General features: G+C 58.6%; 17 protein-coding genes and 1 pseudogene. 14 read left to right on the top strand and 4 right to left on the bottom strand.

The features are described from left to right. Positions 1–46: 46 nt before the first annotated feature. Positions 47–1567: a histidine ammonia-lyase gene (gene hutH, locus OJA40_RS11880; RefSeq protein ID WP_208426249.1), complete on the bottom strand. Its 1521-nt coding sequence runs from the start codon at positions 1565–1567 to the stop codon at positions 47–49. A 136-nt stretch (positions 1568–1703) separates the two neighbouring features. Here hutH and OJA40_RS11875 point away from each other — a divergent pair, with 136 nt between their 5' ends. Then, positions 1704–2957: a protoporphyrinogen/coproporphyrinogen oxidase gene (locus tag OJA40_RS11875; RefSeq protein ID WP_208426248.1), complete on the top strand. Its 1254-nt coding sequence runs from the start codon at positions 1704–1706 to the stop codon at positions 2955–2957. 78 nt (positions 2958–3035) lie between these two features. Next, positions 3036–3470, top strand: a complete 435-nt coding sequence (locus OJA40_RS11870; protein ID WP_263808465.1) for a hypothetical protein — start codon at positions 3036–3038, stop codon at positions 3468–3470. 107 nt (positions 3471–3577) lie between these two features. Here the strand turns inward: OJA40_RS11870 and OJA40_RS11865 are convergent, their stop codons facing one another. Continuing rightward, positions 3578–4561, bottom strand: a complete 984-nt coding sequence (locus OJA40_RS11865; RefSeq protein ID WP_208426031.1) for an integron integrase — start codon at positions 4559–4561, stop codon at positions 3578–3580. A gap of 284 nt (positions 4562–4845) precedes the next feature. Between OJA40_RS11865 and OJA40_RS11860 the strand changes: the two genes are divergently transcribed. The 12 genes and pseudogenes from OJA40_RS11860 (at position 4846) to OJA40_RS11815 (ending at position 12562) form a co-directional block, all read left to right on the top strand. Then, entirely contained in the window at positions 4846–5058 is a 213-nt protein-coding gene (locus tag OJA40_RS11860) for a hypothetical protein (protein WP_263810770.1), read from the top strand. A 73-nt stretch (positions 5059–5131) separates the two neighbouring features. Continuing rightward, positions 5132–5893, top strand: coding sequence for a TIR domain-containing protein (locus OJA40_RS11855; protein WP_208426033.1), 762 nt, complete (start codon positions 5132–5134; stop codon positions 5891–5893). A gap of 46 nt (positions 5894–5939) precedes the next feature. Continuing rightward, positions 5940–6839, top strand: a complete 900-nt coding sequence (locus OJA40_RS11850) for a restriction endonuclease (protein ID WP_208426034.1) — start codon at positions 5940–5942, stop codon at positions 6837–6839. 273 nt (positions 6840–7112) lie between these two features. Beyond that, the gene (locus tag OJA40_RS11845) at positions 7113–7571 is read left to right on the top strand and encodes a hypothetical protein (RefSeq protein ID WP_208426035.1); all 459 of its coding nucleotides are present in this window, start codon (positions 7113–7115) and stop codon (positions 7569–7571) included. Positions 7572–7733: 162 nt separating this feature from the next. After that, on the top strand, positions 7734–9779 hold the full coding sequence (locus OJA40_RS11840; RefSeq protein ID WP_208426036.1) for a tetratricopeptide repeat protein: 2046 nt from the start codon (positions 7734–7736) through the stop codon (positions 9777–9779). Positions 9780–10024: 245 nt separating this feature from the next. Beyond that, positions 10025–10258: a DUF2281 domain-containing protein gene (locus OJA40_RS11835; protein WP_208426037.1), complete on the top strand. Its 234-nt coding sequence runs from the start codon at positions 10025–10027 to the stop codon at positions 10256–10258. Further along, complete coding sequence (locus OJA40_RS11830; protein ID WP_208426038.1) at positions 10255–10611, top strand: type II toxin-antitoxin system PemK/MazF family toxin; 357 nt, start codon at positions 10255–10257, stop codon at positions 10609–10611. The genes OJA40_RS11835 and OJA40_RS11830 overlap by 4 nt, the downstream gene beginning before the upstream one ends. Positions 10612–10893: 282 nt before the next feature. Next, positions 10894–11130, top strand: coding sequence for a hypothetical protein (locus OJA40_RS11825; RefSeq protein ID WP_208426039.1), 237 nt, complete (start codon positions 10894–10896; stop codon positions 11128–11130). Continuing rightward, positions 11120–11380 (top strand): PIN domain-containing protein, encoded by a 261-nt coding sequence (locus OJA40_RS11820; protein ID WP_208426040.1) that lies wholly within the window; start codon positions 11120–11122, stop codon positions 11378–11380. Before OJA40_RS11825 ends, OJA40_RS11820 begins: the two co-directional genes overlap by 11 nt. 15 nt (positions 11381–11395) lie before the next feature. Further along, positions 11396–11545 (top strand): annotated as a pseudogene (locus tag OJA40_RS15630) (hypothetical protein); the annotation flags it as partial. A gap of 370 nt (positions 11546–11915) precedes the next feature. Beyond that, complete coding sequence (locus OJA40_RS15625; protein WP_272506861.1) at positions 11916–12095, top strand: hypothetical protein; 180 nt, start codon at positions 11916–11918, stop codon at positions 12093–12095. Positions 12096–12343: 248 nt separating this feature from the next. Continuing rightward, positions 12344–12562, top strand: a complete 219-nt coding sequence (locus tag OJA40_RS11815) for a hypothetical protein (RefSeq protein WP_263810768.1) — start codon at positions 12344–12346, stop codon at positions 12560–12562. 485 nt (positions 12563–13047) lie between these two features. On the opposite strand, the gene OJA40_RS11810 is transcribed toward OJA40_RS11815, so the two are convergent. Then, positions 13048–14673, bottom strand: coding sequence for a PepSY-associated TM helix domain-containing protein (locus OJA40_RS11810; RefSeq protein ID WP_208426043.1), 1626 nt, complete (start codon positions 14671–14673; stop codon positions 13048–13050). A 13-nt stretch (positions 14674–14686) separates the two neighbouring features. Further along, positions 14687–14968 (bottom strand): hypothetical protein, encoded by a 282-nt coding sequence (locus tag OJA40_RS11805; RefSeq protein ID WP_208426044.1) that lies wholly within the window; start codon positions 14966–14968, stop codon positions 14687–14689. Between the last annotated feature and the right edge of the window lies 1 nt (position 14969).

The raw sequence follows: 14969 nt of genomic DNA, 5'->3' as shown, positions 1-14969 counted from the left end.
CTCGAATCCTCACCTCACGCATCACGCCCTCACGCATCACGCACACTCACCCCAGCGCCTCCAGCTCTTCGGCCACCGATGCCAGTAGGGCCTCGTCCCGCACAAACGCCAGGCTCTGGTCGATGTCGTCCTCCAGCAGGTAGTCCTCTTCACGGTGGGAGATCGTCTGGCGGACGGTCTCGTGGGCCCGCTCCACGCCCCGACCCGGCCGCAGCGGCCGGCGGTAGTCGAGTGCCTGCGCCGCGGTGAGCAGCTCGATGGCGAGCACGCGCTCCACGTTCTCCAGGATGTCGAGCAGCTGGACGGCCCCGACGCTGCCCATGCTCACGTGGTCCTCCTGGCCCCGGCTCGTGGGAATGGAGTCGACGGACGCCGGGTGGGCGAGGCTCTTGTTCTCCGACACGAGCGCGGCGGCGGTGTACTGCGGCATCATGTAGCCCGAGTTGAGGCCCGTGTCCTCCATCAGCAGCTCCGGCAGGCCGTCGTGGCCCGCCAGCAGCAGGTAGATGCGGCGCTCGGCGATGCTGGCCAGCTCCGCCAGCGCGATGCCGGCGTGGTCGAGCGCCAGGGCGAGGGGCTGGCCGTGGAAGTTGCCGGCGCTGATCACGTCGCCGTTCTCGAAGACGAGCGGGTTGTCGGTCACGCTGTTGATCTCGCGCTCCACCACGTCGGTGGCGTGGCGAAGCGCGTCGCGGCTCGCCCCGTGCACCTGCGGCACACACCGGAGGGAGTACGGGTCCTGCACCTTGCCGCAGTTGCGGTGTGACGCCAGAATCTCGCTGTCCGTGAGCAGGGTGCGCACGTTGGCGGCCACCTGCTGCGCCCCGGGATGCGGCCGCACCTCATGCACCCGCTCGTCGAACGGCTTGATGCTGCCCTGCAGCGCCTCCAGGCTCATGGCGGCCAGCAGGTCGGCGATTTTGACGAGCCGCTGCGCCTCGTGGAGCACGTGGGCCGCGTACCCGCTCATCTGCTGGGTGCCGTTGATGAGGGCAAGCCCGTCTTTCGGCCGCAGCGTGATCGGCGCGAGGTCGTGCTCGTCGAGGACGGACCCGGCGGGCCGCACGTCTGTGCCGTCCTCCGTCCAGAAGCGCCCCTCGCCCAGCAGCGGCAGCGCCAGGTGGGCCAGCGGCGCGAGGTCGCCCGACGCCCCGACGCTGCCCCGGCTCGGGATCGCCGGGACGAGATCCCGCTCCGCAAACAGGAGCAGCCGGTCGAACGTCTCACGGGAGACGCCGGAGTGGCCCAGGCCCAGCGCGTGGATCTTGAGGCGGAGGATGAGGCGGCTAAGGGCCTTGGGCACGAGGTCCCCCACCCCCACGGCGTGGCTGAAGACGAGGTTGCGCTGGAGCGTCTCCAGGTCGTCCTCCGGCACACGCTTCTGCGCGAGCGCCCCGAAGCCGGTGTTGATGCCGTAGTGCGCTTCGCCGTCGCCCAGCGCATCTTCCACCCGGTCTCGCGACCGGTCGACGGGGGTCGGGTCCGCCCGGAGGGCCGAGAGGCGGGCGTCGAGGTCGGCGTGGAGGGAATCGATCTGCACCGAGGCGTCGGGGCGGACGGGCGGCATAGGAGACGAGGGCTAATTGGAAGAGACGTAGGAAGACGAGGTGGATCGCCGCGTTCGTTCGGGACTTTGCTCGAACGGAAGGGCCGGTGGGACGTTGCTTATGCTCCGTATTTTTCCCACGCACCCTTGCTCCCTCATGGCACCCCCCGACGTTCTCGTGATCGGGGCCGGGCTGGCCGGCCTGAACTGTGCGCGCCACCTCCACGAGCGCGGCCTCACCGTGCAGGTGGTGGAGGCGTCCGACCGCGTCGGCGGACGGGTGCGCACCGACACGGTCGACGGCTTTCGGCTCGACCGCGGCTTTCAGGTGCTGCTCACGGCCTACCCCGAGACGCAGCGCGAACTGGACTACGACGCGCTCGACCTCCACCCCTTCCACGACGGCGCCCTGGTGCGCTACAACGGCCGCTTCCAGCGCGTCGCCGACCCGCGGCGGCACCCGTGGGACGCCCCGCGCACCGTCCTGGCGCGCATCGGCACGCTGGCCGACAAGCTGCGGGTACTGCGCCTGCGCCAGGCCCTCGCCGGCCGGTCGATCCCGCAGATCATGGAGCGGGCGGAACGCCCCACGATCGAGGTGCTTCGGGAGCGCTGGGGGTTCTCCTCCGTCATGATCGACCGCTTCTTCCGGCCCTTCCTCGGCGGCATCTTCTTCGACCGCGCCCTGCAGGCGTCGAGCCGCATGTTCGAGTTCGTCTTCAAGATGTTCGCGGAGGGGCGGACGGTGCTGCCGGCCGGCGGCATCGACCGGATGCCCAAGCAGATGCGCGCGGACCTGCCGGACGCGGCCGTGCGGCTCAACACGCCCGTGGCGGCGGTCGACGGCCAGACGGTCACGCTGGCGGACGGCGGGACGATGGAGGCCCCGCACGTGGTGGTCGCCACGGACGCGCCGGCGGCGGACCGGCTGGTGGGCGACGTGTCCCCGACCGATGGCCGGTCGACGATCTGTCTCTACTACGACGCCCCCCAGTCCCCGCTCGACGAGCCGTTTCTCGTCCTCAATGGGGAGGGCGTCGGCCCCATCAACAACCTCGCCGTGCCGTCGGACGTGGCGCCCGGCTACGCGCCGGACGACCGCGCCCTCGTGTCCGTCGTGGTGGTGGGCACGCCCGCGGAAGGTGAGGCGGCACTCCAGCGGTCGGTGCGGGCCCAGCTGATCGACTGGTTCGGGCTGGCGGCGGGCGGCTGGACGCACCTCCAGACCCAGCACATCCCCTACGCCCTGCCCGAACAGGCCCCGCCGTTCCTGTCTCCCCACGAGCGGCCGGTGCGCCGGCGCCGCGGTCTGTACGTATGTGGCGACCACCGCCGCACCGCGTCGCTCAACGGCGCCCTCGCCGCGGGCCGGGCCGCCGCGGAGGCCGTCTGGGCCGACCACACAGAATAGGCGTTCGGCCCGCTCCCCTCGGTCGATCGTTCTCAATCCCCTGAGCGTTCACCGGTGCACGGTCTCTCATTCAACTCCATGCTTCTCTCCGTCCACGCCGCGGCGACCTGGCTCATGTTCGGGGTCATCCTCATCGTCCAGCGCGTGCACTACCCCCTCTTCTCCTACGTGCGGACGGCGGACTACGCGGCCTTCCAGGCGGCCCACATGCGGCGCATCACCTGGATCGTGGGGCCGGCCATGACGGTGGAGCTCGCCACGGCGGGATGGATCGCCTGGGCCCCGCCGCCGGGCCTGCCCCCGTGGGGGGGCTGGGCGGGCCTGGCGCTCGTGCTCGCCATCTGGGGCACCACGGGCCTCGTGCAGGTGCCGCTGCACGCCCGCCTCATCGACGGCTTCGACGCCGCGGCCCACCGCCGCCTCGTCGCGACGAACTGGCTCCGCACCGTCGCCTGGGCGCTGCGGGCCGGGCTCGCGCTGTGGATGCTGGGGCACGGAGCGGCGGCGCCGTAGCCCCGAGCTCTTCTCTTCAGACAATAGGGCCCACAACTACAGAATAAATTCCACAACACCCGAATACAGTCCAGGGTTTTCAGACCCCCGTTCAGTAGCCTCCTGCCTCATTCCATGGTCTCAAGAGGGCTCCGCGTCCCTGCTTTTCCGTCCTGAAGGACGTGCGTGTAGACCTGCGTGGTACGGAGATCCTGATGGCCGAGAAGCTCCTGCACGGTGCGAATGTCCGTCCCCTGTTCCAGAAGGTGGGTGGCGAAGGAATGCCGCAGGGTGTGACAACTGGCGGACTTGGCAATGCCTGCGTCCTCCACCGCACGCTTGACCGCCTTCTGCACGGCGGAGGAGGAGCGGTGGTGCCGCTTGATGCCGCCGCTTCTCGGGTCTTCACTCCGCCGGACGGACGGGAATACATACTGCCACCTCCACTCTGTCGCCGCGTGCGGGGACTTCCGTTCGAGGGCCTTCGGCAGCGAGGCCCTTCCGTAGCCCGCCTCCAGATCCTCCTTCCAGGTCGCCTTGCTCTTTCGAAGCTGCCGCCGGAGCGGGGCCGCAAGGGTGCCGGGCAGGAGCGTTCGGCGATCCTTCTTCCCCTTGCCCTGCCGTACGGTGATCTGCTCGTACTCGAAGTCCAGGTCTTTCACCCGCAGTCCGAGGGCCTCCGAAAGGCGACGCCCGGCCCCATACAGCAGGTGAGCCACGAGGCCGTTTGGGCCGTCCATGTGCCTGAGCACGGATTTGACTTCCGCCTGGGTGAGCACGACCGGAAGCCGCTCCGGCTCCCGTGCACGATCAAAGTTGGACACCCGGTCCCACTCGGCCCCGAGCACGTCGCGATGGAGAAACAGAAGAGCATTCAGGGCCTGATTCTGGGTCGAGGCCGCGACGGTTCGCTCGGTCGCGAGGTAGGGCAGGTATTCTCGGACCTCCGGTTTCCCAAACGTCCGAGGATGCTTGGTGCCGTGGTACTTCACGTAGCGGATGATCCAGCGGAGGTCGGTCTTCTCGGTCTGGTAGGTATAGCCTTTTCGGCAACAGGCCGACCGGACGCGATCCAAGACGGGAGACGAGCCATCCGAAGACGAACCGTCCATGGCGGGAGGAAAGGCGACCGAGTCGTTTGGTTTGATGTATACAGTACAAACCTGTATCGTGGAGACACGCTCACACTGGTCGGCATAACGTTGTTATGCGGATCGCTTCGGCATAACACTCACGCCGTTTCTGCAAATTGTTGGAAGGCCTCCGGTTAGCCGACCTGTCGCTTCATATTATGCCGATCCATACAGTGGGATATGACGGAATCGATCGGCATAAGATATGTTATACCCATCGTAGTCAAACCAGACCAGAGACTACAGTCACAATGGCTAATCTGATGACCAACGAAATTCAGCGAATCGTCTCAGCAGGTGGTGGTGTTGAAATAAGCGCTAACGGAAAAATGGCAAACGAACTCCAACGGATTGCATCCGCTGCATCAAGCTCGGGAGCGACCGTGAGGATCAAAGATGTAGGGGACCTCATGTCAAATGAAATGCAACGGATCGCATCTGCTGGAGGGGGCAATGTAATATTCGTCCTCGACTAGTGAGAATGATTCTGTCTATCTCCCTCGTGCCCAATTTGTTATAGGTAATATTGAGGATCTTAAAAATATGAGTATGACCCACGACGGATCGCTTGAAGAACTGAAGACGATAATTTCTGGGAGCGGTCACGGAATATCGTCAGTAGAGGAAAATGAGCACAGCTATCAGATACGCACCGAAGAGGGAGGAATCTGCAACTGGTATCCTGGAACTGGTACTGTGCAGTTTCAAGGGAAGAAGGATAAGAAGGATCAGTTGAAGGAAGATGTAACTGAATATACGGGCGAAGGAAATTCGGGCTCAGGTACTGCTGAATCAGTTTCTGAGCCGGAGAAGCCGACGAATCCAAGTTCGGCTAGTAAGAAGATATTTGTTGTACATGGACACGATGACACTGCCCGTGAACAACTTGAGCTTATCCTTCACAAGTTGGGGTTGGATCCGTTTGTTCTAGCCAATACCGCTGGTGAAGGGCTAACGATCATAGAAGCACTTGAGAAAGAAATCGGGCCGGGTGATTCCAGTGTTCGCTTTGGAATAGTTTTGCTAACCCCTGATGACATGGGATACGCCAAGAAGGACGGCCCTGATGAAGCCCAGCCTCGTGCTCGTCAGAACGTTGTTCTGGAAATGGGGATGTTGATTTCCGCGCTCGGTCGCCAGAATGTGGCAATCTTGAAAAAGGGACATATTGAAGTTCCGTCTGACGCTCAAGGAGTGTTATATATTGGCTTCAACGACCATGTGAAAGAAACAGTGCCTAAACTTGTCGACAGGTTGAGGTCGGCTGGATTTGTATTGAGTCCTGAAAAGGTATCGAAGGCTTCTATCTGAGAAGGGTATAATTATAGGTTATACCTCGCAATAAACCCTTAACTTTGTGCCTCAGTCTAGATACGAAAATATCCACGATCGATTTAGTCACTCCGACACTACCAAGAAGGGAACTAAGTACGAAAGACTTGCCGCCTTAGTCCTTAAAGCACTTGACGAGTCTCGCGCGGTAGTGCATGATGTGAGGTTGATCGGAGAGTCAGCCGTATCCCACCAAATTGACGTTGACCTTGAGGTAGACGGCGCCACGAAACGAGTCATTGTCGAATGCAAGGACTTCGACGTGTCTGGCAGCAAGGTGGGGCTAGACATCGTGCGAAGCTTCTGGGCAGTGGTGGATGACGCATTGGCAGATGAAGCCATGATTCTTACCTGCAACGGTTTTACTCAGGATGCACGGAAGTTTGCTAAGCATAAGGGCATAAAGCTCGTTGTGCTTCGACAGTATGAAGAGAAAGATGACGACCAGTATATCGGCTCAATCCGCGTCAACGTCACGTACATCACAAGAGGTCAGCCAGAGGTGAAGCTCGACCTATCGAGCGATGAAGCAAAGCGAAAGTTCTTCAACGACCTCGAAGCAGCAGAGCTCAGTAGCAGTCTCCTCAAGGGAGATCCAGTCTACATCCACTCTGACGGCTCAAAAACTCAGTTACACGAATTCATCGATGAAAAAATCGGCGAGTATGATGATAAAGACGCTGGAATGGTTAGACATCATATTGACGTAACGAACTGTCTGATCGAGGTCGAAGATAGAGGCGGCATTCCAATGGCAGCTCTTACCGCTGTCTACGAAGTTCACCACATCATTGAAGATATCGATGTGGCGTCTGGTCTGATTGCTGAATTGGTTGTGCAGGGTACAGAGGATAGAGACATATTTTTATTTGATCGAGATTTAGAAAAGTTCAATATCGACCCTGATACGGGTGAAGTGATATAAGGTGCGGAATAACACGGCGCTGCTGCGAACCCAGGGGGGATTCGCCTCGGCGGGTCGGCGTGCCGCGATGGAAAGCTTTTGCTCGTTTCGAGAGTGGTGTCGACATTGCCCTGCGCCGTAGAGCTTTCCCCGTTATGCCTGTCCTTGAATAGAAGAATTTCTGTGATGTCGAGTCGGAAAGCTAAAGCGCTTGTTGTTACTGCGTCCGAGGGAGTAACAGGCTATCTCACCTATGTTTCTAGGTGCGGCATGTCGCCAGCCTATTCGGAGTATATGCTCTACGGTCCGGTCGTCCGTGTCGCCGCTGACAAACAGTGGGAAGTGTTTTCAGAGGAAATAGCCCAACAGACGAGCAGGTCGGGTGACCACTATAGAATCGATTTTTACTTTGAGGCGAAAGAGAAGGAATATCCATCCCTTTCTGTCGCCCTAGAAGTGAAGTGGATTCCTAACGATCGTGACGAGGTTTCGATCGAACATGACATTGAAAAGCTAAGGATTATGGACCAGCGGTACCATAGCCGTGAGGTTTACAAGTTTGTGATGATTGCTGGTGTACATGAGGGTGAGAATACAGATGAGCGAGAGGAGATTAGCGATTTCTGGGAGGGTAATGTCGAAATTCCAGAACTGAGGGGTATTGATGAGAATACCAGACTGATGCATCAAACAGTATACCCAACTCGATACACAAACTACGGATGTACTGTTCTTGAAGTATCGCAGACATAACCCTGTTCTACAGCTGAAAATGGGCGAGGGCCGTTTCAGGCAAGGGTAGCCGGGCGGGTAGAAGTGATGTCACCAGTGAATGGAAAAATTGCAGACAGAGGTCGATCTATCCTTATATTCTGTTTGATCTTCTCGTTATCCCTTCAGGTCAAATAAATATATATGTCGCTCAACAAAGTACTTTGGACCATAGATAATGAACTTGATTCTTGGTCCTTCGAGCGGCTGGCCACCGACCTTCTATACAGAAACGGTTATAAGGAAATAGAGCCGATTGAGCCCCAAGATGGAGGCAGAGATGCGGAGGAATATCCTCGACGCGGAAGAGGGCGGCATGGCAACGTCTGCTTTTTTCAATTTAGCCTTCGCGATGATTGGAAGACCAAGCTCCGCGAGGACGCAGAACGATTAGATGAGCGTGAGTATGAGTTCGAGACTTTAGTTTATGTAACATCCCAGAAGGCTCGTGGAATTGACAGAGATCAGTTGTCCGAAGAGCTTTGGAAAAAGTATGTCTGGGACCTAGTCATATTTTCGAGAGAATGGCTGCGCCTTCAACTGGAAGAGGCACATCCTGATTTAGCAAGAAAATATCTCTCTGTAGAGGTGTCGCGGGACACTCCGGAGCTCCTTTTCAATATCGGAAGTGAAGAAGAGCTGGAAGAAGAGCTTTCAACAGTATTTGAACTTTTAAAGTCAGAAGAACCCGAGCGTGCAGCAACCCGGTTGAAGCAATTCGTTGGAGAACATCCCGAATCTAGTCAGGCTTGGCATCTTCGTGCGGTAGCTCAATACCAACTTCACCGATATGATGAAGCAATCACGAGTCTCAATCGGGCCTCCCAGGTCGGACTTAGTAGGAAGAAGCTCCGTTTGATTAGAGCGTCTACTCTGACGGAAAAAGGGATCTCAGAAAACAATAGGACTGCTATTCAGGAGGGGTGCGAAGGCTTTCGAGAAATAGTTGAGGAGAAGTCCGACCCAAGTTGGGCCGACCTCTATAATTTAGGAAATGCTCTTAGTGCTTTGGGGCAGGCGGAAGAAGCTATTGAAGCGTACGAGAAGGCTCTTGATAAATCCGAACAGCCATCACTACTAAAAAACTTAGGAAGTGCATACCACCAAGTTGATGACCACGAAGCGGAGATGGAGTGCTTCAATCGCGCACTTGAACTGGAGCCAACGAAGCCAGAGGCACTAATTAGTAAAGGTATCAGCCTCATTATAGATTTTGACAAACCGGGTCAAGCAGCTACATTTCTCGAGCGAGGTGTAAAGCATAATCCGGAATGGATTACTCAGAACCCAGGCACTTGGTACTGGCTCGGCCTGTCAAACTACCGGGCCGAAAGATTTCAGGAATCTCTTGAATGGATCAATAGAGGGCTGGCTCATCAACCTGGACATGAGGGGTTAACGAGTCTGAAGTCCGATGTGCTAGCACAGCTCATTGAAACAAAATCGGAAGTAACCAGCGACGCTCGGCAGTTTTGGCAGAGACGCCTCGAAAGTGACCCAAGATTCTATGATACCCGTGCTAGGCTGATACGTCTTGAGAGCATGGAGGATAATATTGAGAGGGCCTGGGACCTAATCGATGAGTGCCTCAAGCTTGCCGGAATAGATGAGGTATCCCTCCGAGCTTCAGGATTCTCAATTGATCAGTGCATCCGTGCCCTTTGGTTTTTTCCGCAGTACACGAAATTCAGGCAAAGCACTCCGGTGGCTAAATACTGGAATGAAGATCATAATCTTTATGACCTTGGCTATCCCGCTCCGGAGGAAGAACAGGTCCAGCAGGCCCTAAGAACTTTTCTCGCCGTTCCTTTCGGACTTGGGATGAAATATTCAGTCGAGGAGAATACAGTGAGTGTTGACGCACTCGTCTCACTGCAGCAAAAAATTTACTCTCTTGTCGAGGAAGCGGTAAGTGCAGCCAGTCGACCATTTGCTCATTCGTTTACAAGCGATCTTTCCAATGAGGAAACCTCAGAGAGACTCACAGAAATTATGCTGTTTATGGCGCTGGTAGCACTCCGGGAGGCAAGTGCTGAATATGGATGGATCGCAAGCCGCTTGTCCGTCTCGAAGAAAAAGTTACATGAATCTACCAAAAACTTTAGTCCTGAGGATATCCACGATGATACAGTCACCTTAGTTTTAAAAGCACTAAACCACGAGTTGGGACTTTTTCCTGATGAAGGATAGAGTCTCTCCATTTTCGGTATGTACAGTATGGGGGTATAACACATCGCTGCACCTGACGAAAAGAGAAGGCCAATTTACCTTCCCTGAACGTCGTTACTTCCTTTGCCATTAGCGGTGGAAATGCCGCGACTTTTCGCAGGTGAGCGTTCACGTTATGCGGCCTGCAGGAAGTGACTTGAACCGAATTGTTCGCGTTGTCGTATGCACTGTTGAATTCAGATCCTTCCGTATCCTCCGTTCGGACCATGAAAGTTGCCGAGAAGATCAACAAGCAGGTTCAACGCCTTCCGGAGCAAACGCAGGCTGAGGTCCTTGACTTCGTAGAATATCTGCTCACGAAAACAGAGCGGGTGCAGGCTCGCGAAGAGGAGCAGGAATGGACGCAGTTCTCGTTAGCTTCTGCAATGCGGGGAATCGAGGAAGAGACAGAGCCTGAGTACACAGAAGGAGATCTCGAAGAGCGGTTTACGTCGTCGTGAAAGATCCTGGTCAGATCGTTCTGTTTCGATTTCCCCGTACGGATTTGGCGGAGGGAAAGCTTCGTCCGGCTTTGTTGATAAGCGAGGTTCCAGGCCCGTACGACGACTGGCTGATCTGCATGATTTCCTCGCAGCTCCACCAGCAAATCGAGGGATTCGACGAGTTGATTGAGGAAGGAGACAGCGACTTTCAGCAATCGGGGCTCAAAAAGGCGAGTGTGGTTCGAATCAGCCGACTTGCGGTTGTGGAGGGAAATATCCTTGAGGGAAGGATTGGGAAGATCAGTTCGGATCGTATACAGCGGGTTCGGCGGCGGATCGCAGAGTGGATTGGAGGAAGCCAAACGAACTGAACGGGGCAGTCGGGGCCGCATAACACGCCCGCTTCACCTGAACCCAGGCTCTTGCCGTTTCCGTGCGCTGTCGGTAGTGCAGTTCGTTTGTGCTGAACGGCGGTGACGACGCGAGCAGATAGAAAACTCGTCGGACGTAGTTGTTCTATCGGCGTAGATTGGAGCAAACCTTTTCCCGTGCCCGGGTCAGGTGAGCGTCCACGTTATGGTGCTTCAGAAACAGCACTGACGTTGCTGAGGCAGCATTCTGTGTCTCCTGTTACATGAGAGGACACTTCAGCCATGGAAACAAAAACGATCAATCTTCAGGTCAGCGCCGATGTTGCAGCGGCGTACGAGTCGGCGTCGGCCGAGGAAAAACGCAAGCTTGAAGCGCTTCTTAGCAGCAGGTTGCGGGAAGCTGTCCAGCATCGAAAGCGCGGGCGGTCTCTCGAAGAGATTATGGACGAGATCAGCCAGCGGGCGCAAGAACGCGGACTGACGCAAGAGAAATTGGACGAGATTCTGAATGAAGAGTGATCGCCGCTACGCCTTCGACACGAATGCCCTCGTCAGCGCTGCTCTATTCCGAGGCTCTACACCGGGAGAGGCGTTCCAACATGCGTTGGACACTGGCGTCGTTTTACTTTCAAGAGCGACGTTTGAGGAAATCGATGGGGTGATTGCCCGCGAAAAGTTTGACGAGTACCTTCCCCCAGAAGAACGCGGCGCATTCACAGAAGCGCTGGTTGAACAGAGTCGATTTGCGAATCCGACGGAGGAGATTTAGGCTTGTCGTGATCCGGATGACGATAAGTTTCTGGAGCTTGCAGTGAGCGAGGCCGCAGGCGGTATCGTGAGTGGAGACTCGGATTTGTTAGAGCTCGATCCGTTTCGGGGAATTCCAATCATGGAACCGGTGGAGTTCCTTGAATGGAGTAGGCAGAACGGATAGCCCTATAACCCTGGGGTACAGCTGAAAATGGGCCGGTGCCGTTATGGATCGAAGTCAGCCGATCGGTTGCGCCTCCGCTACTCGGGAGTGGCGACGCTGGCGAATGTAGACCCCGCGGGCCGAGGCCGATTTACCGTCTTGAATTCCGCCGGGCCTTTTCGCGCCCACTTCAGCTGATCTATGTCGTTATGCTGCGCAGCAACATCCGCGATTGCTGGCGGTTTCTAGACTGATATAGCTACAGTTCAGACCCGAAAAGACTTGATTGAGCGACTGCAGCACCACCGAGACAATTTGCGTCGGCTCGGGGTGGCACAGATTGCGCCTGTTTGGATCCTTCCAGCGTGGGGGTCCCGACGCTGAAAGTGACGTGGATCTTCTGGTCGAGTTTGTGCCGGGAGAAAAGTCGTTCGACAACTTCATGGCTGTCTCCTTTCTTTTAGAAGAAGAATTTGGGCGTCCAGTGGCGTTGGTGCCCCCCGAGGCGCCCGGCCCTCACATCGGTCCCCACGTCTTGCAGAGCGTCGAGTACGTCGGGATCGGAGACTGAGTCTCTTCGTCACATCCAAGATGAGGCACGCTACCTGGCGGAGGCGAGCCGAGAGGCCAACTGGGACGGGTTCTCCAGCGACGGGACGTTGAAGCGGGCGTTCGTGCGGAGCGAAGTGGACGGGCCTGATCGCGAGGTCGATTGAGCTCTCGCCCCCTGGGCTGCACCTCCCGCGGTTTGGCTCGGGGACCGAGGTCGCCATTTTCCTGACGACCTGGACGATCGCGGGCGCTGCGTTCGGCGCCTGGATGTGGCACCGGCGCTCCACGGAGGCCCCGGTGCGCGAGAAGACCTTGGCACACGACTGGATTTCGGGCTGCCTCCACGGCGGGCTGCTGCTCGCAATGGCGCTGGGTCCCGGCCTGCGGGGGGCGGTACAGTGGGCCCTGCAGGGCGCAACGTGGAGCCTGTCCGTCCCGGTCGTCATGCAGGGGGCGGCCGACGGTCCGGATTGGGGCTCAGTGTGATGGTTGCCCACACGATTCACGCTCTCAGCCGCAAGGAGGCGTCCGAGTCATCGTCTCCTCATCCCCAGTTCATTTGACGCAGCGAGGACACGGGTCCAGCCACTCTGACACCGGCTGTCCGTAAAGTGGCCCTCGACGCCATGACAGGCCCACACCGACCTCACTCAAGCCCACAGAACACACAGTCGGCCAGGCGCCCCCCTCCAGGAGACTGGCTTTGCTTACACGTTAGCATCAAGAGTGTCGCCTAACGAGCGTGGTCTCGTCAATTCCAACTGTACTTCGCCCCCTCGCGGCGCGTGTCCCTGCCCGAAACGGGGCAACGGCGGAGAGGCCATAAGCCCCAAGGTCCGTAGATCAGATGCTTACGGACAGGCGACGCCCGAGCGTCCTTCGTCGAACCCGATCGTCGGTCGACGTGGCGCAAATAGGAAATACGTCTCTCCCGTCGCTCCTCGATTCCGTGCCTCCGGGCTTGTTTGCAGTTAGTCCGGTGCCACCGAGACGGGGGTGGGCTCTGGCGCGAAATCTGACGCCGAATTGGAGGCGGACGACGGCGGCGAAGCGCTGTCTTTATCCGAGGAGGCCTCCACGTTCAAGAGGACGGCCGTGCCGAGGGCCCCGAGGCCACAGCCGACGGCCCCGAGGTCGACCCCCAGCACGGCCCACTGCCTAGCCGTCCAGGCCGCCCATGGCCAGGCCCCCGTCGTCAAGCCATTGGCAATGGGAACAAGCATGGCCATTCCCCCTCCGATCGTGAGCAGCGACCGGTGGGTGCGGGCCACATTGCGACGACAGAGGGCGTAGACGACCGCCACAGCCCACCCCCCGAAGAAGAACAGGGCGCTCCACCAGTTGGGATTAGGGACGCCCTCGGGCATCCCCCGATCCGCAAGAAACAGCACGGCGACGGCGGGGAAAAAGCCCGTAGCCGTGCCCGCTGTGAGACGAGCCAGCATCCGGTTCACGATTCGATTTTCTGTGTCCCGTACCTCCAGCCACGTGAGATTGCCCGTAAGGATGACGGCACAGGAGGCAATCGCCAGCAGAAAGAAAAGCATCTTGAGTGCCATGCCTCCGAATCGCGCGAAGTGCAACGTCTCTATGCTCTGCACGGCTTCGTTAAATAGGTTGGCCTCGTTCGGCGGCGTCCGTAACAACTCTTCACCGGTGGCCCCGTGAAAGACGACGGAGCCGGTCCCCCCGAAGACGGCCCCGTGCTGGTACCCAACGACCTCAACGCGGCTGTTGGGCTGCCCCATGTGGTGGACGATCATCTTCTTCGGGTCGAAGTCGGGCCATGCGCGCTCGGCCCGGGCGGCAAGCCGCTCGAGTCGAGGCCGCTCCGCCGAGGCGGACGCCACGGAATCCACCTGTACCGCAGGCGCATAGTATCCGGCCTCGCGCAGATAGTCCGTCGAGTTGCCGTCGAACAGCAACAGGACGTACGGCAGGGCCACAATTCCCAACAGCCCGAGGTAGGCGCCCGTAAATACGTACATGGTCTGGAAAGGGAGGCCGATGGTGCCCAGGACCTTGTGCGCATCGGCCCACGCCACCCGCAGGGACTTGCCGGGCCGAAATTGAAAGAAATCCTTGACGATACGGTCGAGGTGCATCGCCGTCCCCGTAACCACGGCCAGTAGCCCAAACACCCCGAGGAGGCCCGCCAGATGAAGCCCCCACCGGCCGAGCTGGTAGAAAAAGTGGAGGTAGTACAACGTCTGCGTGACGGCCCCCTCTTCGGGCGTGCGCACCCATTCTCCCGTCGTCGAATTGACCCATACGTTCGGCGTCGCCTTCATGCCCTCCCCGGTGGCCTGCACAAACAGGTTGTCGTCCCTTCCTTCCGGCAGACTCATCCGCAGACGCGCCGGGGACGCCCCGTCCTCGCTCAGGGAATCGACAACGGGTTGGATCATAGCGTCGAGCGAGATGCGTTCTCCCGGCTGTGCCCGCAGCTTCGGTTCTTCCCACTTCCGGATCTCGCCGCGAAAGAGAACAAGCGCCCCGGTCGCAAAAATTACGAAGAGGGCCAGTCCGATGACGATGCCCGTTACGGAGTGGGCATCCCAGGAGAGCTTGTAGGCACGAGCGGGAAGCTTCGACACAGCCAGACGACAATTATGCAATGAACCGAACATAGAGGACGGCACCGGCCAGAAGACCCGTCATGGTCCCCAGCACGAGCCAGGCCCGCACGACCGTTTTTGAAAGCACAGCGTAGTAGATGCCCCCCACCCACACCGGAAAGCCCCCCAGCACCCCGAGGGCGAGGGCCACGTCCTGCACAACGGGGAGGCCGGTAGCACAAAACGAACAGAAGGCCAGGTACAGCGCAGTCCCAAGCAGAAGCCCCGCTCCTGCTTTTCCCCACGCCTCGCCGGTCGACCAATCGTATTTCATG

Origin of the sequence: Salinibacter pepae, from assembly GCF_947077775.1 — a bacterium.
Taxonomy (GTDB): Bacteria; Bacteroidota; Rhodothermia; order Rhodothermales; family Salinibacteraceae; genus Salinibacter; species Salinibacter pepae.
This window is presented reverse-complemented; position numbering and strand designations above follow the sequence as displayed.